The 23,566-nt window shown below is 67.5% G+C and carries 22 protein-coding genes; 15 read left to right on the top strand and 7 right to left on the bottom strand.

Going from position 1 to position 23,566, the window contains the following annotated elements; translation table 11 throughout:
• Window positions 1-8 precede the first annotated feature (8 nt).
• Both B9A95_RS20580 and B9A95_RS20575 read right to left on the bottom strand, forming a co-directional pair.
• A complete protein-coding gene (locus B9A95_RS20580) occupies window positions 9-1,658 on the bottom strand; it encodes an FAD-binding dehydrogenase (protein WP_084048980.1) in 1,650 nt (549 codons plus the stop codon).
• Between the two features lie 84 nt (window positions 1,659-1,742).
• Entirely contained in the window at window positions 1,743-2,132 is a 390-nt protein-coding gene (locus B9A95_RS20575; protein WP_084048979.1) for a S1 RNA-binding domain-containing protein, read from the bottom strand.
• A 124-nt stretch (window positions 2,133-2,256) separates the two neighbouring features.
• Between B9A95_RS20575 and B9A95_RS20570 the strand changes: the two genes are divergently transcribed.
• The 9 genes from B9A95_RS20570 to B9A95_RS20530 all read left to right on the top strand — a co-directional run bounded on the left by B9A95_RS20570 (window position 2,257) and on the right by B9A95_RS20530 (window position 10,296).
• Entirely contained in the window at window positions 2,257-2,862 is a 606-nt protein-coding gene (locus B9A95_RS20570; RefSeq protein WP_084048978.1) for a septum site-determining protein MinC, read from the top strand.
• A 41-nt stretch (window positions 2,863-2,903) separates the two neighbouring features.
• Complete coding sequence (locus B9A95_RS20565; RefSeq protein WP_084048977.1) at window positions 2,904-3,263, top strand: hypothetical protein; 360 nt, start codon at window positions 2,904-2,906, stop codon at window positions 3,261-3,263.
• A gap of 72 nt (window positions 3,264-3,335) precedes the next feature.
• Window positions 3,336-4,943, top strand: coding sequence for an alpha-amylase family glycosyl hydrolase (locus B9A95_RS20560; protein WP_084048976.1), 1,608 nt, complete (start codon window positions 3,336-3,338; stop codon window positions 4,941-4,943).
• A 25-nt stretch (window positions 4,944-4,968) separates the two neighbouring features.
• The gene (locus tag B9A95_RS20555) at window positions 4,969-5,337 is read left to right on the top strand and encodes a phage holin family protein (protein ID WP_084048975.1); all 369 of its coding nucleotides are present in this window, start codon (window positions 4,969-4,971) and stop codon (window positions 5,335-5,337) included.
• Window positions 5,334-6,212 carry a pantoate--beta-alanine ligase gene (gene panC, locus B9A95_RS20550; RefSeq protein ID WP_084048974.1) on the top strand — a complete coding sequence of 293 codons (879 nt, stop codon included), beginning with the start codon at window positions 5,334-5,336 and terminating at the stop codon, window positions 6,210-6,212. Before B9A95_RS20555 ends, panC begins: the two co-directional genes overlap by 4 nt.
• Entirely contained in the window at window positions 6,209-7,279 is a 1,071-nt protein-coding gene (locus tag B9A95_RS20545; RefSeq protein WP_084048973.1) for a type IV pilus twitching motility protein PilT, read from the top strand. The genes panC and B9A95_RS20545 overlap by 4 nt, the downstream gene beginning before the upstream one ends.
• Before the next feature lie 199 nt (window positions 7,280-7,478).
• The gene (locus B9A95_RS20540; protein ID WP_084048972.1) at window positions 7,479-7,952 is read left to right on the top strand and encodes a transcription elongation factor GreA; all 474 of its coding nucleotides are present in this window, start codon (window positions 7,479-7,481) and stop codon (window positions 7,950-7,952) included.
• Between the two features lie 217 nt (window positions 7,953-8,169).
• Window positions 8,170-9,672: a 4-alpha-glucanotransferase gene (gene malQ / locus B9A95_RS20535; protein ID WP_084048971.1), complete on the top strand. Its 1,503-nt coding sequence runs from the start codon at window positions 8,170-8,172 to the stop codon at window positions 9,670-9,672.
• A 60-nt stretch (window positions 9,673-9,732) separates the two neighbouring features.
• The gene (locus tag B9A95_RS20530) at window positions 9,733-10,296 is read left to right on the top strand and encodes a cob(I)yrinic acid a,c-diamide adenosyltransferase (RefSeq protein ID WP_084048970.1); all 564 of its coding nucleotides are present in this window, start codon (window positions 9,733-9,735) and stop codon (window positions 10,294-10,296) included.
• A gap of 295 nt (window positions 10,297-10,591) precedes the next feature.
• Here B9A95_RS20530 and B9A95_RS20525 read toward each other — a convergent pair whose 3' ends face one another.
• Window positions 10,592-11,707 (bottom strand): N-acetylmuramoyl-L-alanine amidase family protein, encoded by a 1,116-nt coding sequence (locus tag B9A95_RS20525; RefSeq protein ID WP_245808412.1) that lies wholly within the window; start codon window positions 11,705-11,707, stop codon window positions 10,592-10,594.
• A 104-nt stretch (window positions 11,708-11,811) separates the two neighbouring features.
• Here B9A95_RS20525 and B9A95_RS20520 point away from each other — a divergent pair, with 104 nt between their 5' ends.
• The 4 genes from B9A95_RS20520 (at window position 11,812) to B9A95_RS20505 (ending at window position 16,955) form a co-directional block, all read left to right on the top strand.
• Window positions 11,812-12,435 carry a hypothetical protein gene (locus B9A95_RS20520; RefSeq protein WP_084048969.1) on the top strand — a complete coding sequence of 208 codons (624 nt, stop codon included), beginning with the start codon at window positions 11,812-11,814 and terminating at the stop codon, window positions 12,433-12,435.
• A 73-nt stretch (window positions 12,436-12,508) separates the two neighbouring features.
• On the top strand, window positions 12,509-13,429 hold the full coding sequence (locus B9A95_RS20515) for a prohibitin family protein (RefSeq protein ID WP_084048968.1): 921 nt from the start codon (window positions 12,509-12,511) through the stop codon (window positions 13,427-13,429).
• A 205-nt stretch (window positions 13,430-13,634) separates the two neighbouring features.
• Window positions 13,635-14,438: a TIGR00282 family metallophosphoesterase gene (locus tag B9A95_RS20510; protein ID WP_084050870.1), complete on the top strand. Its 804-nt coding sequence runs from the start codon at window positions 13,635-13,637 to the stop codon at window positions 14,436-14,438.
• Window positions 14,439-14,471: 33 nt separating this feature from the next.
• On the top strand, window positions 14,472-16,955 hold the full coding sequence (locus tag B9A95_RS20505; protein ID WP_084048967.1) for a phosphoenolpyruvate carboxylase: 2,484 nt from the start codon (window positions 14,472-14,474) through the stop codon (window positions 16,953-16,955).
• Between the two features lie 469 nt (window positions 16,956-17,424).
• On the opposite strand, the gene B9A95_RS20500 is transcribed toward B9A95_RS20505, so the two are convergent.
• The 4 genes from B9A95_RS20500 to gluQRS all read right to left on the bottom strand — a co-directional run bounded on the left by B9A95_RS20500 (window position 17,425) and on the right by gluQRS (window position 21,376).
• Window positions 17,425-18,051 (bottom strand): aldo/keto reductase, encoded by a 627-nt coding sequence (locus B9A95_RS20500; RefSeq protein WP_139806914.1) that lies wholly within the window; start codon window positions 18,049-18,051, stop codon window positions 17,425-17,427.
• Between the two features lie 215 nt (window positions 18,052-18,266).
• Window positions 18,267-19,103, bottom strand: a complete 837-nt coding sequence (gene trpA / locus B9A95_RS20495; protein WP_084048966.1) for a tryptophan synthase subunit alpha — start codon at window positions 19,101-19,103, stop codon at window positions 18,267-18,269.
• The gene (gene trpB, locus B9A95_RS20490; protein ID WP_084048965.1) at window positions 19,100-20,353 is read right to left on the bottom strand and encodes a tryptophan synthase subunit beta; all 1,254 of its coding nucleotides are present in this window, start codon (window positions 20,351-20,353) and stop codon (window positions 19,100-19,102) included. Before trpB ends, trpA begins: the two co-directional genes overlap by 4 nt.
• 102 nt (window positions 20,354-20,455) lie before the next feature.
• A complete protein-coding gene (gene gluQRS, locus B9A95_RS20485; protein ID WP_084048964.1) occupies window positions 20,456-21,376 on the bottom strand; it encodes a tRNA glutamyl-Q(34) synthetase GluQRS in 921 nt (306 codons plus the stop codon).
• Between the two features lie 102 nt (window positions 21,377-21,478).
• Between gluQRS and B9A95_RS20480 the strand changes: the two genes are divergently transcribed.
• Both B9A95_RS20480 and B9A95_RS20475 read left to right on the top strand, forming a co-directional pair.
• A complete protein-coding gene (locus B9A95_RS20480) occupies window positions 21,479-21,706 on the top strand; it encodes a hypothetical protein (RefSeq protein ID WP_084048963.1) in 228 nt (75 codons plus the stop codon).
• A gap of 182 nt (window positions 21,707-21,888) precedes the next feature.
• Window positions 21,889-22,734 carry a PIG-L deacetylase family protein gene (locus B9A95_RS20475; RefSeq protein WP_084048962.1) on the top strand — a complete coding sequence of 282 codons (846 nt, stop codon included), beginning with the start codon at window positions 21,889-21,891 and terminating at the stop codon, window positions 22,732-22,734.
• Window positions 22,735-23,566 lie beyond the last annotated feature (832 nt).

Genomic DNA, 23,566 nt, shown 5'->3' with positions numbered 1-23,566 from the left:
CCTCCGCGTCATACCGCTGCCCGTCCCGCCACCCGCCCGCTGAAAAGGCAGCCGCCCAGGAAGGTGCCTTCCAGCGAGCGGTAGCCGTGCATCCCACCGCCGCCGAAGCCCGCCACCTCACCCGCCGCGTACAGGCCGGGGATAGGCCGACCGCCGGGACGCAGCACCTGCCCCGACAGGTCCGTTTCCAGGCCACCCAGCGTTTTGCGGGTCAGGACGTTCATACGGACGGCGATCAGCGGGCCATCCGCGGGATCGAGGATGGGCGCGGGTTTGGCCACTCGGATCAGGCGCTCGGTGATCAGGGCCCGGGCGCTGCGGACAAGGGCCAGCTGTGCGTCCTTGCCCGCAGGGTTCAGGGTCTGGAAGTCCCGTTCGCGGAGTTCGCGCTCGAGAACGGCGGGGTCCAGCAGGCCATTGCCGACAAGGGCGTTCATTCCGTCCGCCAGTTCGGGTAGGGTGTCGCGCACCACGAAATCCTCGCCGTAGTCCATAAACGCCTGAACTGGGGCCTGTACCCGCCCAGAGGCTCGCCGCAGCGTCAGGCGGAGGTCACGGCCGGTGAGGTCCGGGTTCTGTTCGCTGCCGGAGAGGGCGAATTCCTTCTTGATGATCGACCGGTTGAGGACAAACCACGTGTACGGATAGCCTTGCCGCCCGATGTGCGTCAGCGCTCCCAGCGTATCGAAGCCGGGATAGTGCGGGTGAGGCAGCCGCCGCCCAGTGGGATCCAGCCACAGGCTGCTCGGCCCGGGCAGCACCCGGATGCCGTGGCCCGGCCAGACCGGGCTCCAGTTGCGCAGCCCTTCTGTGTAGTGCCACATGCGGTCCGGGTGAATGAGGCTTGCGCCTGCATCGCGTACCACGCCCTGCAACTCGCCGTCCACGTGTCTGGGCACGCCCGCCACCATGAAGGCCGGGGCAGGCCCAAGCCGCTCCGTGGGCCAGTTGCGCCGCACCAGGTCGAGGTTTCCCCCAATGCCGCCCGAGGTAATGATCACCGCGCCTGCGTTCAGGCTGAAGTCCCCCACCACCACCCGGGAACTCGCCTCGCCCCTGCCGACGTCCGAGGGTTCAAGCACGGCGCCGTATACGCCGTGAACGGCACCGTTCGTGATGTTCAGGCCACGCACGCAGTGGCGAAAATGGAAGGTGATGCGTCCGGCGGCCACGTGCTCGCGCACCCGGCGCTCGAACGGCTCCACCACCCCCGGCCCGGTACCCCAGGTGATGTGAAAGCGCGGTACGCTGTTGCCCGGTCCGCCTGCGCCCTGGCCGCCGCGCTCAGCCCAGCCCACAGCGGGAAAGAAACGCAGGCCCATGTTCGTCAGCCACGCGCGCTTCTCGCCCGCTGCGAACTCCACGTAGGCGCGGGCCCACTGCCGGGGCCAGTGGTCCTCGGGGCGGTCAAAACCCGCGTTGTTCTCCCAGTCGCTCCACGCCAGCTCGGGTGAGTCGCGGATGCCCAGGCGGCGCTGCTCGGGGGAATCCACCAGAAAGAGGCCGCCAAAGGACCAGTGGGCCTGTCCGCCCAGATTCTGCTCGCCTTCCTGATCGAGCAGCAGGGCGCGGCGTCCGGCGTCGGCCACCTCAGCGGCGGCGGTCAAGCCCGCCAGGCCCGCTCCCACGACGATCACGTCCGTGTCCAGGGTGTGCATGGCCCACGCTAGCAAAGTCTGCCGCCCACAACGGGCGGCGGCACCCCCAGCTGAATCGAGGGTGCCGCGCAGGACGAAAGGGAACTACTTCTTGCGTTTGGAGGTGGCTGGGCCTTTTTTGCCGCCGCCTCCACCGGTGGTGCGCTCCTTGGCGTCGCGCATGAATGAGCGCAGCTTGGCCTCGAACTGGGGGCTCTGGCGGCCAATTGCGCGCGGACGCGGGATCTCCTCGGGTTCTTCGAGCAGCTCCTTGATGGAGAGGTCGAGGCGGCCCCGCTCGTCGCGGCCAAGCACCTTCACGTCCACATTCTCGCCCTCGCGGACATGATCGTGGATGTTTCTCACGAAGGAGTGGGCAATCTGGGAGATGTGCACGAGGCCGGTCTCACCGTTCTCGAACTGGATAAACGCGCCGAAATCCGTTACGCGCGTGACGCGGCCACTGGCGACCGCGCCGGGGTCAAGCTGCACCAAGGGTGCCCTCCTGAATCAACATAAGTCACATTTTATACCACGTCGCCCGCCCGATGTATGCACCCAACGCCCCGAAAGCGGAAAAGGCCGCGCCCACGCGCCCACCCGGGGTAGAGTGGATGGGATGAAGCTTCGCGGCACGCTCGGCGGCATGAACCTCCTTCTCGAACCGGGCGACACGGCGGCCAGCGTGGCGCAGGCGCTGGAGCTCCGCGCCGAGTTGCTCGCCGTCAACGTGACGCTGGAGGTGGGGGGCGACACCGATCCGGCCGCCCTGGAAGTTGCGCTGGAGGCCGTTCGCGCCGCTGGAGGGACGCCGGGACGGGTCCGGGCGCCCCGCGTGACCGTCGCCGCTCCCAGCGCGGAGCAGGAGGAGGGCAGCGCCCGCACGGTGATCTTGCCCCACGGCGTCCGCGCAGGATTCCGGGGCGAGTACCGGGGCAGCGTGGTCATTCTGGGCGACGTGAACCCGGGCGCGGAGATCGTGGCGGGCGGCGACGTCATCGTGATGGGAGCGCTGCGGGGGGTGGTGCACGCGGGCTTTGGCGGCCACGCGGACGCCATCGTCTGGGCGCGGCCCATCTCCAGCGCCCAGATCCGAATCGGGGACGCTGTGGCCCGTACCCCTGAGGGCAGCAGCCTGAGCACCATGCGCAAGCTCGACGGCCATGAGGGCGCGGAAATGGCCCGGCTGCAGGGCGGCACCATCGTGATCGAAGCGCACCGCTGAGCAGGACCAAAGCCGCCCCACTTGCCCAGTACCCTCTTCATATGAAGACCGTACAGCTCACCGAGCTTCGGGCCCGGCGCAGGCGCTTTGCCTCGCTGCCCGACTTTGGGGCCTTTTTCATGTTCTTCGGTGTATCCGGCATCGACCAGCACAGTGAGGAGCGGCAGCAAAAGCGCTTCGAGCGCGAGTATTACGCGCACTTGGCAACGGTGCGGCTGTCGGGGACCGTGACAGCAGGCCGCTACACCTTTCAAAACCTGCCTGAGGAAGCCAACCGGCGCGGCTGGTCGGTCCGGTCAGACGCAACGGCTTCCACCGAACTCAGCGACGAGGGCCTGCAAGCGCTGAAGGGCTGGATGGCACGGGGAAGCCGGGAAGTTCAGCTGCAACCGCTGACCTGATGGGGAGGCGTCTTCCACTGCGCCTCACTGAACCGATTCAGCTCCTGCCCCGTTCCTGCTACGCTCTGGCCCATGACCCAGACCCTCGCCGGCGAACTGAAGTGGTGGCAGCGCGGCATCATCTACCAGATCTACCCCCGTTCCTTTCAGGACGCGAGCGGGGACGGCGTGGGCGACTTGCGCGGCATCACAGCGCGGCTGCCCTATCTGGCGAGCCTCGGCGTGGAGGCGGTGTGGCTCTCCCCCATCTTCACCAGCCCCATGCGCGACTTCGGGTACGACGTGGCCGACTACTGCGGCGTCGATCCACTCTTCGGCACCCTGGAAGATTTCGACGCGCTGGTGCAGGGCGCGCACCGCCTGGGCCTGAAGGTGATGCTGGACTACGTGCCCAACCACAGTTCCTCGGACCACGCGTGGTTTCAGGAAGCCCTGAAGGGCAAGGACAGCCCCAAGCGCGATTGGTACGTGTGGCGCGACCCCGCACCCGACGGCAGCGTGCCCAACAACTGGAAGTCTTTTTTCGGCGGCCCCGCTTGGACGCTGGACGAACGAAGCGGGCAGTATTACCTTCACCAGTTTCTGCCCTCGCAGCCGGACCTCAACTGGCGCAACCCGGAGGTGCGCGCGGCGATGTACGGCGCGCTGCGCTTTTGGATGCGCCGGGGTGTGGACGGCTTCCGCGTGGACGTGATCTGGCTGCTGGCCGAAGACGACCGCTATCTGGACGAGCCCGAGAACCCCGACTGGCAGCCTGGAATGATCGAGCACGCCTCGCTGGACCACATCTACACCCAGGACCAGCCGGAGACGCACGCGTACATCCGCGAGATGCGGCAGGTGCTGGACGAGTTTGAGGACCGCATGATGGTGGGCGAGATCTACCTGCCGGTGGACCGGCTGCTGCCCTACGCGGGAACAAAGGACACCGAGATGGTCCACCTGCCCTTCAACTTCCACCTGATTGGGATGCCGTGGGACGCGGCGCAGGTACGCGCCTTTGCCGACACGTACGACGCGGCCTGCGTACTGGCCGGAGCCTGGCCCAACTGGGTGCTGGGCAACCACGACCAGCACCGCTTCAAGACGCGGGTGGGGACGCAGGGCTACCGGGTGGCCCAGACCCTGCTGCTGACCCTGCGCGGCACGCCGACGGTGTATTACGGCGACGAGATCGGCATGGAGAACGTGCCTGTTCCCCCCGAGAAGATGGTGGACCCGGCGGGACTCCAGCAACCCGACGTGCCCGCCGCCAGCCGTGATCCCGAGCGCACCCCGATGCAGTGGGACAGCACCGAGAACGCGGGCTTTGCTCCGGCGGGCGTGACGCCCTGGCTGCCCCTCGCCGCCGACGCGGACCAGGTGAATGTGGCGGCGCAGGAGAAGGACGAAGGCAGCGACCTGAATTACTTCCGGGCCCTGACCCGGCTGCGGCGCGAGCACCCAGCGCTGGTGGGCGGTGAGTACCACTCGCACGACGCGGGCTACGGGGACGTCTTCGCCTTCGAGCGGACGCTGGACGGCGAGCGGCTGACCGTACTGCTGAATTTCGGGGGCGAGACGCGGGCAGTGGGCGCCCTGGCAAACGGAGAAACCCTGCTGAGCAGCCTGTGGGACGCCGGGGCGGTCGGCGCGCCCCTGCGGCCCTTCGAGGCGAGGATCGTCCGGGCGGGCCCCTGACCAACCTGTACTATCCTGCCCTCCTATGGGTTTCCTCCTCCGGCTGCTGGTCAATGCGCTGGCGCTGTACCTCGTGACGCGGGTGTACCCAGGCGTGAGCTTCACGCCTGGTGCCGACGTGGGCAGCGTCCTGATCTCCGCGCTCGTCCTGGGGCTGGTCAACGCCCTGATCCGCCCGGTGCTGCTGCTGCTGAGCCTGCCGGTGAACGTCTTGACGCTGGGCCTCTTTACCCTGGTGGTCAACGGCGTGGTGCTGTGGCTCGCGGCGAGCGTCACGGCGCTGAACGTCTCGGGCCTGACGGGGGCCATCCTCGGCGCGCTCGTGCTGAGCGTCGTGAGCTGGATTTTGGACCGGATCGTCCACGCGCTCGGCCTGGATGGGGAACGCAAGTGAGCGCCCGACTGCTTCACACCCCGGACGAGGTCCGCGCCGCCCTGGAGGGAGCGGGACGGGTGGGCTTTGTGCCCACGATGGGCTACCTGCACGGGGGACACGCCACCCTGATCCGCCGAGCACACGCGGAATGCGGCGTGGTGGTGGTCAGCGTCTTCGTGAACCCGAGACAGTTCGGCACTGGAGAGGACCTCTCGCGTTATCCCCGGGACCTTGCCCGGGACCTGGAGGTGGTGGGCGAGGCGGGAGCCGACTTCCTGTTTCACCCCTCTGTAGCGGCGATGTACCCGGACGGCTACGCCACCACGGTGTCGGTGGGCCGCGTCTCCGGGCCGCCCGAGGGAACGTCGCGCCCCGGTCACTTTGACGGAGTGGCGACGGTGGTCTTGAAGCTGCTGAATGTGGTGAGGCCCCACCGGGCCTACTTCGGGGAGAAAGACTGGCAACAACTGGCGGTGGTGCGGCAGATGGTGCGGGACCTCGATGTGCCTGTGGGGATCGTGGGGGTACCGACAGTGCGTGAGGCGTCCGGGCTGGCCCTGAGCAGCCGCAACAGTTACCTCAGCGCGGAGCAGCGGGAGCGGGCCGCGGTGCTGTCGCGGGCCCTGCGCGCCGTGCAGGACACTGCCCTGAGGGGTGAGCGCGAGGTGAAGCGGCTGCGGCAGTCCGGGCTGGACGTGCTGGCCACCGAACCCGGGGTGCAGCTCGACTACCTGACGGTGGTGGACGGAAACATGACCGAGCACCCGCAGGCCACGGAGGACGCCCTGACCCGGGTCCTGATCGCCGCCCGGATGTTCGGGGTCCGGCTCATCGACAACATGCCCCTGTGGCCCGAGTCCACTCCCAGCGCTACAATGGGGGGCACACGATGAATCTTCATGATCTGCTCCGGGAGATGGTGGTCCATCACGCCTCGGACCTGCACCTGCAGGCGGGCAGTCCGCCGATGGGCCGGGTAGATGGGCGGCTGCAACCGATGGGAATTCAGTACCTGAACCCGGACGCGATGATCGCGCTGGCCCAGACCCTGCTGACGCCCGAGCAGCGGCAGGAGTTTGCGGCCATGAACGAACTCGACCTGGCCTACACGGTGCCGGAGCTGGGCCGATTCCGCTGCAACGTGTTCCGGCAACGGGGCGCGGTGGGCATCGTCATCCGGCGCGTGATGGCGACGGCGCCGACCTTCGACCTGCTGGGATTGCCACCGGGCGTGATGAAACAGCTCACGCAGTCGTCGCAGGGCCTGGTGCTGATCACCGGACAGACGGGCAGCGGCAAGAGCACCACGCTCGCAGCGATGATCTCGCACATCAACCACAACGCCGCGTACAACATCATTACCATCGAAGACCCCATCGAATTTCTGCACAAGAATGACAAAAGCCTCGTTGTGCAGCGCGAGATCGGCATGGACACGCGCGACTTCCGCACTGCACTCAAGTACGCCCTGCGCCAGGACCCGGACGTTCTGATGATCGGCGAGATGCGCGACAAGGACACGGTGGAAACGGCGCTGGCCGCCGCGCAGACGGGCCACCTCGTGCTTTCCACGCTGCATACGCAGGACACGGTACAGACGGTCAACCGCATCATCGACTTCTTTCCCCTCAACGAGCACCACCAGGTCCGGCAGCAACTCGCGCAGGCACTGGTGGGCATCGTGTCGCAGCGCCTGCTGCCGCGCGCCGACGGGCAGGGCCGGGTGCTGGCCGCCGAGATCCTGCTGGGCACCGCCCTCGTCAAGGACTACATCAAGGACCCCGAGAAGACGCCTTACATCAAAGACGCCATGATGGAAGACAACATCCGGGGGATGCAGACCTTCGACCAGCACCTCGTGATGCTGCACCGGCGCAAACTGATCTCGCTCGAAGAAGCGCTGGAGGCGGCCACGAGCCCGCACGAGGTCCGGCTGATGCTGATGCGCGACGAATTCTGAGCAGCAGGACTTTCGGGGATCCTTCCTGCTGTTCTCTCGTCGAGATTTGGGCCACCCGGAGGAAGGTGGCTGTCCCTGACCGCCTGTCTCAGGGCTGCAGTCCTGCCTTTGCGGGAACGCACCGAGGAGAGAAAGGCTTCCAGGGCCATCCACCTCTTGCCTCCTGTCCTCCGTCCCCCATGCCCTATAATTGGCCGTTATGACCAAAACCCGCATCACCATGACCCAGCGCGGCTACGACAAGCTGAAGGAGACGCTGGAGTACCTCAAGACGGTTCGCCGCGAACAGATCAGCGACTATATGGGCTCGGCCATCGCCGACGGTGACCTGCGGGAAAGTGCAGCCTACGACGAGGCCCGCATGCAGCAGAGCGAGAACGAATCGCGCATCGTGGAACTTGAAGATCAGCTCGAACGCGCGCAGATCATCCCTGAAGACGCGTCCGGTGGCATCGGCCTGGGCGCGCGGGTGGTCATTCAGGCCGTGGACGGGGGCGAGCCGCGTACCTTCGAGCTTGTGGGCACCTACGAGGTGGACGTGCTGAAGGGCAAGGTCAGCGATGCCAGCCCCATCGGGCAGGCGCTGGCGGGCAAGCGGGAGGGGGACCTCGTGCTGGTGCCCTCGCCCCGGGGGCCGAAGAAGTTCAAGGTGCTCGAAGTGGCCTACGGCTAAACGCCAAAAACATTCGGGAGGGCGGGGCCAACGGGCTTACCGCCCTCTTCCCGTTCTCGAACCCTTCCCCATACCACGTCCTAAAGGCGTCTGGGCTTTTCCTCATGGCCCGCTTGTGCCTCTGGCTACACTCGAACGGGTAATATACTCTTCTGATCTTTGGAATCACTTCCATGATAGAGGCTTCACCGTTCATTCCCATCCCGGAGGACCCCGTATGACCATCCAACGTTCGAGCGGCGTGCTGCTGCATCCCACCAGCCTTCCCGGCCCCTACGGCATCGGTACCCTGGGCGAGCAGGCCCGGCACTTCGTGGACTGGCTTGCTGGAGCCGGACAGCGCTACTGGCAGGTGATGCCCCTGGGACCCACCGGCTTTGGCGACAGTCCGTATCAGGCGTTCAGCGCTTTCGCCGGGAACCCGTATCTCATTGACCTCGACACGCTGCGAAGCGAGGGCCTGCTGGGCGACGCCATTCTGGCGGACCTGCCCGGGTTTAGCTCCGAACGGGTGGATTTCGGATTGCAGTACGTGTGGCGCAACGGGGTGCTGAGGCAAGCGTACGGCGCCTTCCAGGAGGGCCTCACGCCTCATCTGAAGGCCGATTTCGAAGCGTTCCGGGCAGCGGAGGCCGAGTGGCTGGACGACTACGCGCTGTTTATGGCCCTCAAAGATGCCCACGGCGGAGAAGCGTGGAGCGGCTGGGCCCCGGCGCTGCGGGACCGCGAGCCGGAGGCCTTGCAAAAGGCGCGGACGGAACTCGCCGTTCAGATCGAGCGCGTGCAATTTACCCAGTTCCTGTTTTTCCGGCAGTGGAGCGCTCTGCGCAGCTATGCCCGCGCGCGGGGCGTGGAGATTATCGGAGACATCCCCATCTTCGTGGCGCTGGATTCCAGCGACGCCTGGGCGAACCGCGAGCAGTTTTATTTCGACGATCGGGGACAGCCCACGGTGGTGGCGGGCGTGCCGCCGGACTACTTTAGCGAGACGGGGCAGCTGTGGGGCAATCCGCTCTACCGCTGGGACGTGATGGCGGAAGACGGCTTCGCGTGGTGGATCAAGCGGTTTCAGGGCAGCCTGAAGCTGTATGACCTGATCCGCCTGGACCACTTCCGGGGCCTGGCCGGGTACTGGGAGATCCCCTACCCCGCTGAGACGGCGGTACGTGGCCAGTGGGTTCCCGCCCGGGGCTACGAGATGCTCGAGGCGGTCCGGGAGGCCCTGGGCGGCGTACCCATCATCGCCGAAGACCTGGGCGTCATCACCCCGGACGTGGAAAAGCTGCGCGACGACTTCGGGCTGCCGGGGATGGCGGTGCTTCAATTTGCCTTCGGGGGCGGCGACTTCAGCGTGAACGACTTCCTGCCGCACAACCTCAAGGTCAACCAGGTGGTGTACACCGGCACCCACGACAACGACACCTCGCGCGGATGGTGGGTTCACGCCGACGAGCAGGAGCGCCACAACTTCCGCGTCTACACGAGCAGCAACCCCTCCGAGGAGACGTTCGCCTGGCAGCTCACCGAACTCGCTTTCGGCAGCCGCGCGAACTTGGCCGTGGTACCCCTGCAAGACCTCCTGAACCTGGGCAGCGAGGACCGCATGAACCTGCCGGGCACGACGGGACCACAAAACTGGACCTGGCGCGCCGACGCGAGCGGCTTCTCGTCCGAATTGGCGGGGCAGGTGCGGGAACTCACCCAGCGGACGGGGCGCTAGGCCAGTGGGCTGTGGAAGCTTCCTACGACGCGCCTCCCACAACCCACTACCCTGTCTTGCATGAAGCTCTACACACGCACGGGCGACAGCGGCTCCACGGGACTCTACGGCGCGGACCGGGTGAGCAAGGCGCACGTCCGCGTCGAGGCCTACGGTACCGTGGACGAACTCAACAGCCTGCTGGGGCTGGCGCGGGCGCATGCGGCGCAGCCCGACGCCGGGATGGACGCGGACCTGGAGTACCTCCAAAACGCACTCTTTGACGTGGGCGCGGACCTCGCCACCCGGCTGGAGAGCCCCTATGGGCAAAAGCTCAGCCGGATGGACGCCGAGGACATCGCCTTTCTGGAAGCGGTGATCGACCGCTACCAGGAGGCGGTGCCGCCCTTGACGGCCTTTGTCCACCCCGGCGGCACGCCGCTCGCCGCCACCCTGCAAGTTGCCCGCGCCGTGGCCCGCCGGGCAGAGCGCGAGGTGATACGCCTCACGCACGAGGAGGAGGTCAACGGACACGTGCAGGTCTACCTCAACCGTGTCTCGGACCTGCTGTTCGTGATGGCCCGAGCGGCCAACGCGAGGGCAGGCGTGGGTGAGGAACGCTGGACAGTGAAGGGACGGCGGTAAGGCGGTCAAACGAGGAAACCGCAGCGGAGACGCCGCGGGGCTTTCTCGCCTCGGCGCCGATTCGGTCAGTGGAGGGAGTGCGGGATCTGGCGGTGGCTTTCCGCCTCCTGCGCTGAAATGGCGCCGAGCCTACTGGCGGACGAGGCCACACATCGCCTTGCTGCACTTCAGTCACTTCACGGTGGCGAGTCAGGAGACGAACCATGACCCGCCCGAATACTCCAGCGTCCAGCCGTTTTGCCGGGTCCTGCCGTCAAAAAAGGCCGCCCAGCTGCACGGGGCTGCTTGCGCGGTCCTACTTCATATTCAAAAAGTTCAGGATCGCCCGCGCTATTGCGCCCGCGAGCCTGTCCCGGTAGGCGGGCAGGGCGAGGCGGGGGCCTTCCACCGGGCTGCTGCCGAAGCCCACCTCGATCAGGATGGCGGCGGTGGTGGGGTTGCGGATGACGTAGAAGGTTTCGGTCTGCACGCCCCGGTTGACCGCCCCCGTGGCGGAGATGAGACTGGCCTGCACCTTCTGCGCGAGCTGGCGTGAGAAGGCGAGCTTGGCCTGGGCGAGCAGGTCACCGAGCAGGCCCTGGGCGCTGTTCGCCGCACGCCGGGTCAACTCCTGACCGAGGCTGCCGCCACCGTTTTCCAGAATGGCGACGCCGCGCTTTTGCCCGGCGAGGGGCTTGCCGAAATAGTAGGTCTCGATGCCCTGACTGCTCGGGCTGGCAGAAGCGTTAACGTGGATGCTGACGTAGGCGCTGGTATTCGCGTTGCTCGCCATTCTCGAACGCAGGTCCAGGTCCGTGGTCTTGTCGTCGCTGAGATCCGCGTTCTTCTCTCGGGTCATCACCACGTCCACACCGTGCTCGCGCAGCAGGTCCCGCACGCGCAGGGCCACCGAGAGCGTGACCTCATGCTCCTGCACCCACTGGCTCTGCATCCCGGGATCGATGCCGCCGTGGCCGGGGTCCAGCACCACGCGGGGGCGGGACGGCGGCTTGGCGGTGGAAGTGCTGGCGGGGGGGGCTTTCCTGGCGGGCGGAGTGGCGGAAACCTTCGCGGCGGCGGTGCTTGTGGGCACGTCGATCACCAGCCGCGCGGCCTGGCCACCGGCTGCGGGAAGGACTTTCGCCTGGGCCTGGGCGTGTCCTTTCGCCAGGGTGACGGTCACCGTACTGCCCGCAACGGCATAGGCCGTGACGCCGGGAGCCCCCAGCGGACCGTTCGCAGCGGGCAGGCTCAGGCCGAGCTTCACGGTCACGCTGCCTGCAGACACGCGGGCGCTCGCGGTGGTGGCGTGGGGCAAGTCGAACACCACCCGGGTGTAGCCGTCGTGGGTACCGACGCGGGGCGCGGCGAGCGCCGGGCCGGACAGCGCGGAGGAAGCCGCGAGCAGGAGCAGCAGGGGGAAGCGCTTCACTGCCCCGAGTGTAGCGCGGGGCTTCCGGGAAAAAACGAGGCCCCTGATGCCCGCCTGACGCCTCCGCTCACGCCGCTTAAAGCGGGGGCGCTAGGGTGGGGTCCATGAAGCGTTCCCTCCTGACCCTGCTGCCCCTGCTCGCCTCGGTGACCCTGGGATCCGGCCAAGCCGTGACCTTCGGCGGCCTGAACGTCTCGCCGCGCGGAGCACAAAACCTCAATCTGGAGACGGGCGCGACCGACTTTCCTCAGGGCGGCACGGCGACGGACGCCAAGAACGGCGTACGCCTGGTGGCCGACCGCATGCAGCTTAGGCCGGGCGAACGTCTGACCGCCCAGGGCGCCACCGTCACGACGCCCGAGGGTGCCACCCTGAAGGCCTCCACGATCGTCTATGACCTGAAAAGCGGCGTGGTGACCGCGACGGGCGGCGTCACCTTCTCGGACGCAAAGGTCAGGAACCTCACGGCAGCGGAAGTCGTGCTGTACGCCAAGAGCGACTTCGTGGCGGCACGGGGCGGGGTGAAGGCGGACACCCCCGCGCTGCAGGCCACCACCCTCGTTTTCGACGTACACTCGGCCCAGGCGCTGCTCAGCGGAAGTCCCCGGGTGGGCGGCAAGGCCGTGGACTCCCCGAGTCTCCTGCTGACCTTCGGTGGCAACCGCCTGCTGCGCAGCACCGTGCCCGACGCGGCAGCGCTGGGCCGCTTCTCGCCCTACCTGAAGTGAGGCCAGGCGCTGAGGGCCAAGCCGCCCCCGGCCCCATCTGGACACCTCCCGCCCACGCCTCCACAATCGGGGCATGACGCCCAACATGCCCTCCCCTGCCCGCTTTCACCCCCGGACCCTGCCGCTGACAGCGCTGGCGCTGGGGGTGATTTACGTGCTGTGGAGCAGCGTCACCGTGATTCCGGCGGGGCGGGCAGGGGTGGTGTTCAGCGCGCTGGGCGGCGTGAAACCGGGCGTGCGGCCCAGCGGGCTGACCTTCACGGCTCCCCTGATCGAGCACGCGGTGCTGTACGACACCCGGCTGCAGGAGGTCACCCTCGCGCACGGCCAGCAGGACGCGGCGGGTGAGGGGGCCATCCGGGGCCGCAGCAAAGAGGGCCTGGACATCACAGCGGACGTGACGGTGCAGTTCCGCGTCAACCCGACCGAACTGCCCGCCCTGCACCGCGAACTCGGCCCGAACTACCTGGAAACGGTGGTGCGGCCCCAGGTCCGCTCCAAAGTCCGCGACGTGGTGGGGCAATTCGGGGCCGCAGACCTGATCTCGTCTCAGCGGCAGGCGGTGGAAGCGGAAGTCGCGCGGCAACTGACGGAGGTGTTTACCAAAAACCACCTCCAGCTCGACGCCGTGCTGCTGCGCGAGTTAAAGATTCCCGACTCCGTGGCCAAGGCCATCGAGGAAAAGCAGACCGCCGAGCAGCAGGTCCAGATCGAGCGCAACCGTCTGCAGCAGGCCGACATCTCGGCCCAGCGTCAGGTGGTGGTGGCCGAGGGCGAGGCCAAGGCGGCCGTCGCCCGCGCGAAGGGGGAGGCGCAGTCGCTCGCCCTGCGCGGCCAGGCCCTGAGAAACAACCCCCAGCTCGTGCAGCTTACGGTGGCCGAAAAGCTCGCCCCGACCATCCAGACCGTGATGCTGCCCTCGGGCGGGAACTTCCTGCTGGACCTGCAATCGCTGGGAAACAAGGGCGGGACGGTGACGAACGCCAAGCCCTGATGCTCGACATCCGCAGCGCTTTGCGAGTCCGCCCAGCGAAGGCACCTCTGCTCTTCTCAGTTGTGCGGCTCCACACCTTTCTGCCACCGTTTTTCCTTCTCGCCTCCCAGGCTCTCCGAATCCTCCCAGTCGGGCCCGCGGTTTTCTCATCCCTGCTGAGGCGGAAGTCTGATGAGTTGCCCCCAACTCGGATAAGGTGGGCACCATGCTGCGCGTGCTGTTCGTGGGAGACGTGTACGGGCCGCCCGGCCGCCGGGTGCTGGGAGCGCACCTGCCCACCGTCCGTTCGGGGTTTGATTTCATCATCGTCAACGGCGAGAACGCCGCCGGAGGCCTGGGCCTGCACCGTGAGGCTGCCGACGGCATTCTGCGCGCGGGAGCGGGGTGCATCACCCTGGGCAACCACGCCTGGCACCACAAAGACATCTACAGCCTGTTGCTGGACGAGGCGAGGTATCCCATTGTCCGGCCCCTTAACTACGCCGATCCAGGCACGCCGGGCGTGGGCTGGCGGACCTTTGAGGTAAAAGGGGAGCGGCTGACGGTGGTCAACCTGCTCGGGCGGGTCTTTATGGAAGCGGTGACGAATCCCTTTCGGGCGATGGACGAACTGCTGGACAGGCCGGACCTCGGCCACGTTTTCGTGGACTTTCACGCTGAGGCCACGAGCGAGAAGGCAGCGCTGGCGTGGCATCTCGACGGGCGGGTGGCCGCCGTGATCGGCACGCATACGCACGTCGCCACCGCTGACACGCGCATTCTGCCCGGGGGCACCGCCTTTCAGACCGACGCAGGCTTTACCGGACCGAGCAACAGCGTGATCGGCGCAGACCCGGCCGGACCCATCGAGCGCTTTCTGACCGAGCGTCCCCACCGGTTCTCGGCGGCGGGGGGACCGGCAGAGCTCAATGGGGTGATTGTCCAGATGGAGGGGGGCCGGGCCCTGACCGCGGAGCGCTACCGTTACGCGGAAGAGGGGGAGGAGCGTCCTGCCCCCGGCACAACCTGAATTTGAAGAACTTACCGGGGAGGCAAGGCGGACATGGGGCTAAGCAGTGACGTGAACACGCTGGGGCGCACGCTGGGACAGGTGCTGAAGGAGCAGGAGGGCGAGGCTTTTTTCGATCTGGTGGAGCGGACCCGCTCGCTCGTGCGCGAGGTGCGGGCCGGGGGTGACGACGCAGAGCTGCGCGAATTGCTCTCGGACCTGGACGGCGAGACGGCGGGGAACCTCACGCGGGCCTTTACCTGGTATTTCCAGCTTGTGAATCTGGCCGAGGAATACGAGCGGGTGCGGGTGCTGTCAAACGTTCAGGGCGTGCGCCCGCAAAGCCTGGAGCAGGCGCTGACCGAGCTGAAGTCCCAGGGGCTGAGCGCAGAGGAAGTCGAAGCCCTGCTCGCCCGCCTGGACCTGGGACTGACCTTCACCGCCCACCCCACCGAGATGCGCCGCCGCACCGTGCGCGCCCACCTGGTCGAAATCGCGCAGGATATTCCCGGGCTGGAAAGCCCACTGGCGCTGGAGCGCGTCGCCGCCCATGTGGAGGCGCTGTGGGGCACGCCCGAGCTGCGCCGCCTCAAGCCCACCGTGCAGGATGAGGTCAAGGGCGGGCTGAACTACATCACCTCCATCGCGGGGGCGCTGCCCGAGCTGCAGCGGGACCTCGGGCGGGCCTTCGCAGGGGTGTATGGGCGGCCCACGGAGGCGAGGCTGCCCCTCTCCTTCAACTCGTGGATGGGTGGGGACCGCGACGGCAACCCCTTTGTCACGCCGCAGGCCACGCGGGAAACGCTGGCGCTGCACCGCGACCTGGCCCGCCGCCTGCTGATGGAGGCCATCAGCCAAGCGTTCACGGACCTCAGTCAGGAGGAGCTGGAGGGCGACGAGGAGGACTCGTACCGGGTGGAACTGCGCGCCTTGCACGCGGCTGTAGAGGCGGGGGAACAGGTGGATTTGCTGCCCCGCCTGGAAGCCCTGCGTGAGCGGCTGGAGACGGAGGGCCAACGCCGCAGCGCCGAGCTCCTGCTCACGCCGCTGCTGACGGTGGCGCGTGTGTTCGGCCAGCACCTCGTCAGCCTCGACGTGCGCGAGCACAGCGCCCAGACGGGCGCGGCGATTGCCCGCCTCCTGAAGGAAGCCGGGGTGGAAGGCGATTACCTGGCCCTTCCCGAACACGCCAAGCAGGAGGTCCTGACGGCGGAACTGCGCTCGCGCCGTCCGCTGTGGCCTGCGGGAACAGCGCTTCCCGACGAGTTGGAGACGGTGATCGGCCCCATCCGTGAGGTGCAGGCGGCGACGCGGCGCGTCGGCCCCCGTGCTTTCGGCCGCTACATCATCTCCATGAGCGAGAGCGTCAGCGACGTGCTCGAACCGCTGCTCCTCGCCCGCGAGGTGGGCTTCCGGGTCCTGCCCGTGCCGCTGTTTGAGACGCTGGACGACCTGGAACGCGCGCCGCAAGTCGTGTGGGAACTGCTCAGCATTCCCGAGTACCGCGCCGTGCTGGGCAGTGACGTGCAGGAGATTATGCTGGGCTACAGCGACTCCAACAAGGACACCGGCTTTCTGTCCGCCAACTGGGCGCTGCACGAGGCCCAGCGCCGCGTGAGCGAGGTGTGCCGCCGGGCAGGGGTACCGTGGCGGTTCTTCCACGGGCGCGGCACATCCATCGGGCGCGGCGGTGGTCCGGCCTCCCGCGCAATTCTGGGCCAGCCCGCCGGGACGATCGACGCCGGCCTGCGGATCACCGAGCAGGGCGAGGCGCTGGCCGACAAGTACAGCCACCCGGTTCTCGCGCGGCGCAACCTCGAACAGGCGCTGTACGGCCTATTGCTGGCCGCCGCCCGCCCCGCCGAGAATCCGCCCGCCGCGTGGACGGAGGCGATGACCCGCGCCGCCCGCGCAAGTGGAGAAGCCTACCGCGCCCTGGTGGACGATCCCGAGTTCCTGCCCTTCTTCGAGGCCGTGACGCCCATCCACGAGATTGCCCGGCTGAACATCGCCTCGCGGCCCGTGCGGCGGCCCGGGGCGCCCACCCTGGGCAACCTGCGCGCCATTCCCTGGGTGATGAGCTGGACGCAGAACAGGGCCAACCTGCCCGGCTGGTACGGCCTGGCTGACGGCCTGCGCGAAATCGGGCCGGACCTCGCCCGCGAGATGTACGCCAACTGGCCCTTTTTCCGTACCGTGCTCGACAACGCGCAGATGAGCCTCGCCAAGAGTGACTTCCTGATTTTCGCCGAGTACCTGCGCCTGGGCGGCGAAGGGCGGCTGGCCTCGCAGTTGCAGGAAGCCTACGACGAAACCGTGCAGCTGGTGCAGGAAGCCGTGGGGGCCGAGCTGATGGCGAACGAGCCGAGGCTGCGCGAGAGCATCAAGCTGCGTAACCCCTACATCGACCCCATCCACCGCATTCAGGTGGAGTTGCTGCACCGTTCCCGCAGTGTGGAGGGCGGCCTGGACGAGTATGAGCGCCCGCTGCTGCTGAGCTTGCAGGGCATTGCGGCGGGGGTGCGGAATACCGGGTAAGGATCAGGATCCCGGCAAAAGAGCCATACCGCCCCCTCTGGCCGCCTGCCGACGGCCTGGTACGGATTGGGGTTTATCCGTTGTGAAATAACGGGTTGACCCGGGTGGAGCGAGCAGGAAAAACGGGAGCGGAGCGGGCGGAACGGAGGATCCGCAAACCGTATCCGGTAGGCCACCTCTTCCGAAATAAGCTCCACGGCCAGGGCATCCACAGCGTCATTTAGGTATGGGCTTTTCGTCGCCCCAACAACCGGTTCCGTCACCGGCGCCTTCTGCAACAGCCAGGCCAACGCGGTATATGCGCGTGTGTCAAAGTGCGGCGTTCTTTTTGACCGGGCCCGGCGAGCGAACCTCGATGCGCCCAGGGAGAATGGCGCCGTGAGGGGTGCCCTTCCGCGCGCCGCACCATTTGGACACACGCGCCATGAGCGTGGAACGGCGCGCTTCTGCGCCAGTTTCTGCCACACGCTCAGTCACCCGCCGGTCGGTTTGCACCGTACCTGCGAGTTGCGATCTGGTCTGTCTCAGCGAGGAGGGTCCGTTTCGGTGACCCGCTGCGCGTCAGTCTTCCGGAGGCGGGAAGACCATACGAAATCACTCCGATCTTCTCCAAGCGGCACAGCGGCAGCATTTCCCGTACTTCCCCGCGGTGGCTGAGGTCCAGGCGGTTCTGCACCAAGGCGAAGCGGGTCCACCCGTGCGTCTCGGCCCCGTGCAGGGCCCGCTGGAGTTGCCACGCCCACAAGGCGAAGGCACCGATATACCGCGCCTTCCCGGATCGGACCACGTCGTGCAGCGCTTCCATCGTTTCTTCGGTAGGTGTGCTGCGGGTCCCACCGTTGAATCTGGTCCAGGTCCATATGGTCTGTGCCCAACCGCCTGAGGCTCTTGCCGATCTCGCCCATGACCGCCCTGCGCGAGAACCCCCGCCGTTCGGGCCCGCGCGCATCCGGCCCTGCACCTTGGTGACGATGACGTCCTCCTCCCGGCGGACAAAGTCCGGAGGGCCCGTCCCCAGAACCGCCTCACTCGCCCCCAGCGAATAGACATTGGCCGTCCCGAAGAAGTTGATTCCGACCTCGAGGGCTTTGTGCATCACTGGGCGGCCGCGCCCTTCGTCAAGTCCCCATGGGTGAATGCGGTTCTCGTCTTATAAGCCTGGATAACCGAGGCAGAGATTCGAGAAATGTCCAGTCCAGCCCTGCTCCGCGCCGTCTATGCGGCCCTCCTGCTCGAGATTGCGCCCTGACCCCGCGATCAAAGGGGGCCACGGGCATTCTCACCCGTGGCCCCTCCCCTCTTTCTCCAACCTCACTCCGCCCGCTTACACCCCGCGGCAATCTCCGCCGCCACCGCTCCCACATCCTGCCCAGCCCGCACGGCATTGATAAAGGCGCTGCCAACCACCACACCGTCTGCCACCTGGGCGACTTGATGGGCCGTGGCCGCGTCCTTGACGCCAAAGCCGACGGCGATGGGCACACGGGCATGTTGACGGGCGAGGGCGAGCATGGCGGGAACTTCGCCTAGGGCGCTGCCTTCGCGGGTTCCAGTCACGCCCGTGACGCTCACCGCGTACAGGAAGCCGGTGCAGGCCTCTGCTACCAGCGCAACGCGCTCGGGCGTGCTCGTGGGCGCGATCAGGAAGGTCACGGCCAGGCCGTGCTCGGCGGCGAGGTCCGCGATCTCGAGGTCCTGATCGGGCGGCAGGTCCGGCAGGATCAGGCCGTCCACGCCCGCATCCTGCGCGAGGCGCATGAACTCGCGTGGGCCGACAGCGTAGATGGGGTTCACGTAGGTCATGATGACGATGGGCGTGGTGTGGCGGGCACGGAGTTCTTTGACCAGCGCCAGCGTCCGACGGGTGCTGGTACCCGCCGCGAGGGCCTGCTCACTGGCCCGCTGGATGGTGGGGCCGTCGCCCAACGGATCGGAGTAGGGAATGCCGACTTCCATCAGGTCCGCGTGGGTGAGCAGCGCGTCTGCCACGGCGGGAAACGCCTCGGCGGTGGGATACCCGGCGGTCATGAAGGGGATGAAGGCCGCCCGGCCCTGCTCCCGTGCCCGCCCGAATGCGGCGTGAATGCGGCAGGCTCCCCGGTTGTGCAGCGTTGTGGCTTCCGTCTGTCTCGTCATGGTCGCGGTCATGCCCGCACCTCCCCTTTCTTTTCCTGGCCTGTTTCCAGATCCAAAAGCCGCATCACCTCGGCCACGTCCTTGTCGCCGCGCCCGGAAAGGTTCACGACGATGACCTTCTCGGGGCCGAGTTCGCGCGCCAGCTGAACGGCGTGGTAGACGGCATGCGCACTCTCGAGCGCCGGAATGATGCCCTCCAACCGCGTGAGCAGTTGCAGGGCTTCGAGCGCCTGCGCGTCGGTGACGGGCACGTACTCGGCTACACCAGTCTCGGCGTAGTGACAGTGTTCTGGGCCAATGCCGGGGTAATCCAGCCCCGCGCTGATGGAGTGCGGCGGCACGATCTGGCCCTCGGTATCGTTAAGCAGGTACATCATCGCGCCGTGCAGCACACCGATGCGTCCGCCCGCCACGCTGGCCGCGTGCCTGCCGCTGTCCACGCCCTCCCCGGCAGCCTCGGTGCCGATCAACCGGGGACGCTCTCCAGCAGGCAGGTAGGCGTAGGGAGCGAAGATGCCGATGGCATTGGAGCCTCCTCCCACACAGGCCACGATGGCGTCGGGGGCCATACGGCCCTCCACAGCCTGTAACTGCACCTTGAGCTCCTCGCCGATCACACTCTGAAAGTCGCGGACCATCGCCGGGTAGGGGTGCGGCCCCACGACGCTGCCCAGAATGTAGAAGGTGTCGCGCACGTTCGTTACCCAGTCGCGGATCGCCTCATTGGTGGCGTCCTTGAGGGTGGCGGTGCCGCTCGTTACCTCGCGGACCTCGGCCCCCAGGAGCTTCATCCGGAAGACGTTCATGGCCTGGCGGCGGATGTCCTCCGCGCCCATGTACACGATGCACTCCAGTCCGAGCATCGCGGCGGCAGTGGCCGAGGCAACGCCGTGCTGACCGGCGCCCGTCTCCGCGATCACGCGCTTCTTGCCCATGCGCACGGCGAGCAGGGCCTGGGCCACACAGTTGTTGATCTTGTGCGCGCCGGTGTAGTTGAAGTCCTCGCGCTTGAGGTAAATCTTCGCGCCGCCCGCGTGCTCGGTCAACCGCCGGGCCAGGTAGAGGGGGCTGGGCCGGCCCACGAACTCGCGCAGCAGGCGCTGCAACTCGTTCAGAAAGTCGGAGTCGTGCTTCGCTTCGCCATAGGCGCGTTCGAGTTCGTCAAGGGCGGGAATCAGCGTTTCGGGGACATAACGGCCACCGAAGCGGCCGTAGCGCCCGCGCGCGTCCGGCTGCGGATAGGTGGGAAGCGGGGTTGTCATTTCCAACAGGGTAATGGGCCGCCCCTAACAGCCGTTAGGGAAATGTAGACAGGTGGTCTAAATTAAATCCTGGTAAGGATGGAAGCGGCCCTCACGGACAGTTCAGTGCTCTGGAGCCGCGGGGACCGGCGTAGAGAGGCTGAGCAGCTCCCGCCACAGGGAGAGGAGGTCCGTCGCCTTGACCTCCGCTGGCACCTCCCAGCCCAGTGAGCGGACAAGGGCCGAGAGCACCCGCCCCGAACTCTCCCCGCCCTCACGCAGGGCCTGGAGGGACGGCGCACCTCCGCGCTTGGCGAGGCGCTCGCCGCGGTAATCCGTCATCAGCGGCACGTGCAGGTAACGGGGCGTGGGGAAGCCCAGAACTTCCTGCAATGCGGCCTGCCTGGGCGTGGCCGTCCAGAGGTCCGCGCCGCGCACGACATCGGTCACGCCCATCGCCGCGTCGTCCACCACCACGGCGAGGTGATAGGCAAACACGCCGTCGTTGCGCTGCAACGCGAAGTCGCCCACCTCGGTGGGCAGCTGCTGGCAGAGGGTTTCCCGCGTCAGCGCGTCAGTCACGCACACGGTTTGATCGGGCACCCGCCAGCGGATCGCCGCAGGGCGCCCCGGGTGCGAGGGGCGGAGGCGGCATGTGCCCGGGTAGACGGGTTCCGCGCCGTGTGGCGCTCCGGCGCTTTCCTCTACCGCTTGCATAACCTCCCGCCGCGTGCAGGTGCAGGGGTAGGTCTGGCCCATCCCCGAGAGCCGCGCGAGGGTGGCCCCATACACCTCCAGCCTCTGCGATTGGACGAACTCGGCGTCCCAATCCAGACCCAGCCATTCCAGGTCATGCCGGGTGGTGCCGAAGGCCGCCGGCCGCACCCGCCCGGTGTCCAGGTCCTCGAAGCGCAGCAGGTGCCGCCCGCCCAGCGCACGCGAGTGCAGCCACGCGAGCAGGGCCGTACGGGCATTGCCCAGATGCATCGGCCCAGTGGGGCTGGGGGCGAAGCGGCCCACCGGGGTGGGGACGGGGGGGTTCATCCTGCGCAGGCTAGCGCAGGTCCCGGAAGTCGCCTCGCCCAGCGTCGCGTACCGGGAACGCCAGCGCTTTTCCCGTCTTGCGGCAGGCGGCATCATGGCCCCATGCCTGAAGACCGCCTGCACGTCCTGCTGCGCTCGCAGGGCTACTGGACCGCCCGGGCCATGCGCGAGCAGGGCAGCCGCTTTTTCCGCGCGCTGGGCGAAGCGCTCGACGCCGCCGACGCGACAAACAAACGGCGTATCTACGAGGCGTGGACCAACGAGGTCTGGGACTTCTACGAGCGCGGCCTGCGCCTCGAGGCCGCGGAGCGAGAGGGCGGTGAGGGCTGAGCGAGCAGGGCACAGGAAGCTTCGCGGTGGAGGGGCCCGGCACAGGTGGTCGGCGGCCGACCAGCGCGCGGGGCAGCTGCGTCAGCAGGGCTTTTAGGGCGGAGCGCAGCCCGCAGTTTACGTCTGGCCCTGCGGTGTTCCCCACCGCTCCCGGCTTGCGGCACCGGCGTAGACTGCCCGCCATGACTGCTCCATCCGGTTCTCAGCCCCAGGCCACCCTCCTGGCTGTGTTTGCCCATCCCGATGACGAAGCCTTCAGCGTGGGCGGCACGCTGACGCACTACGCGCGCCGGGGCGTGCGGGTGGTGCTCGCCTGCGCCACACGTGGGGAGGCGGGCAAGATCACGGTGCCGGGCATGACGGTGGACGACCTCGGTGAACAGCGGGAAAAAGAGCTGCGCGAGGCCTGCCGTGCCCTGGAAATCGGAGCGCCAGTGTTTCTGGACTACCACGACTCGGGCCGGTACGAGCGCACCCGGTACGACGATCCCCTGGCCCTGATGAACGTCGATCCGCTGAAGGTGGAGGTCAAGATCCGCGCGCTGATCGAGGAACTGCAGCCGCAGGTGCTTCTCACTTTTGATCCGCACGGCGCGTACGGGCACATCGACCACCTGCAGATTCACCGGGCCACCTCAGCGGCGTTTTTCAGCACGGGTCACCTGCCGGGCGGCGGCCCACAGCGGCTCTACTACACGGCGCTGCCCCACGCCGCCGCCGAGGGCCTGTCGCGCATGGGGCAGGACCTCGATCCGTTGGTGTACGGCGTCAGCGACCAGACGGTGGCCGTCCGCATGAACGTCTCGGCCTACGCGGAAAACAAGAAGGCGGCCCTGATGGCCCACGGGACCCAGACGGGCGAGCAGAGCCTCATCGGCAAGATGAGTCCTGAGGAACGCGAGTTGCTGGAACGGCGAATGCTGGGGACCGAGAGCTTCAGCATCGGCGGCACCCGCACTGGCCTGAGCCCCTTTCCCCTGCGCGGGCTGTTTAGCGGTGTGCCGGGGCTGGAAGCGCTGGACGACTGAACCTACCAACGGAGGTGGACCGGAGAAGAGCTGTCTTCTCCGGTCCACCTCCGTTGGCCCACGCTCCTAAGAGCCCCTCCGGAAGACATTTCGAGAGGAGCAACGGGGGCGAGTTTGCGTTAGAGGATGAGGCAAGCGGTCAATCGGCGGCCCCCAGATACAGGTCTTGGCGCTTCTTTCAGCGCGTGTGGATGCGGGCGGAAGCGATGGAACTGGCTGCGGCCCGGTCCACTTCGACCTTCTCGGGCAAAGCGCACGCGCCTGCGCACGCCTGCCCCCACCCACTGCGGCGCTCAGCGCCGTTCCGGATCGCCAGGGTCAGGAATGCGCTGGGCGGCCGTCCCTTTCTCCGTGATATGCGCGGCCAAACCCTCATCCATGGCCAAGGAACGACGCGCAGGCGCGTCGTTCCCACGGCCGAGCAGCAGATGGCGCTGTTCCTACGCCACCTCAGCAACGACTGCCCCGAGGGCCTCCGCAAGCATCTTGCCGTCAGGGCGATGGGCGCCATACAGCGCGGCCGAGCGCCGAATACCTTTGGCGCCGGTGAGCAGGGTGCATTTAGACCCGGCTTTTTCCCGGTCTGCAGGGTGGCTGCCTGTGGCTTCGGACGCGCCAGCGCCCCCCTTTTCCCCAATGGAGCTCTGACCATACGCCCGTCGGCGGCTTGCCCCATTTCCAATCGGTGCCCAACTTCTGGTCGTCCTCGAAGAGGACGATGGCCCACGCCGTGCGGAACCTTCTTCCCAGGCGCACAACCGCCCGTGGACCGCGGATTTCGGGCCGTATCGCCGGGGGAGTTGACTCCACGGGCTGCCGGGTTCGGGCCAGC

The organism is Deinococcus hopiensis KR-140 (assembly GCF_900176165.1).
Classification (GTDB): Bacteria; Deinococcota; Deinococci; order Deinococcales; family Deinococcaceae; genus Deinococcus; species Deinococcus hopiensis.
Note: the sequence above shows the minus strand (reverse complement) of the source record. Positions and strands in the feature narration are given on the sequence as shown.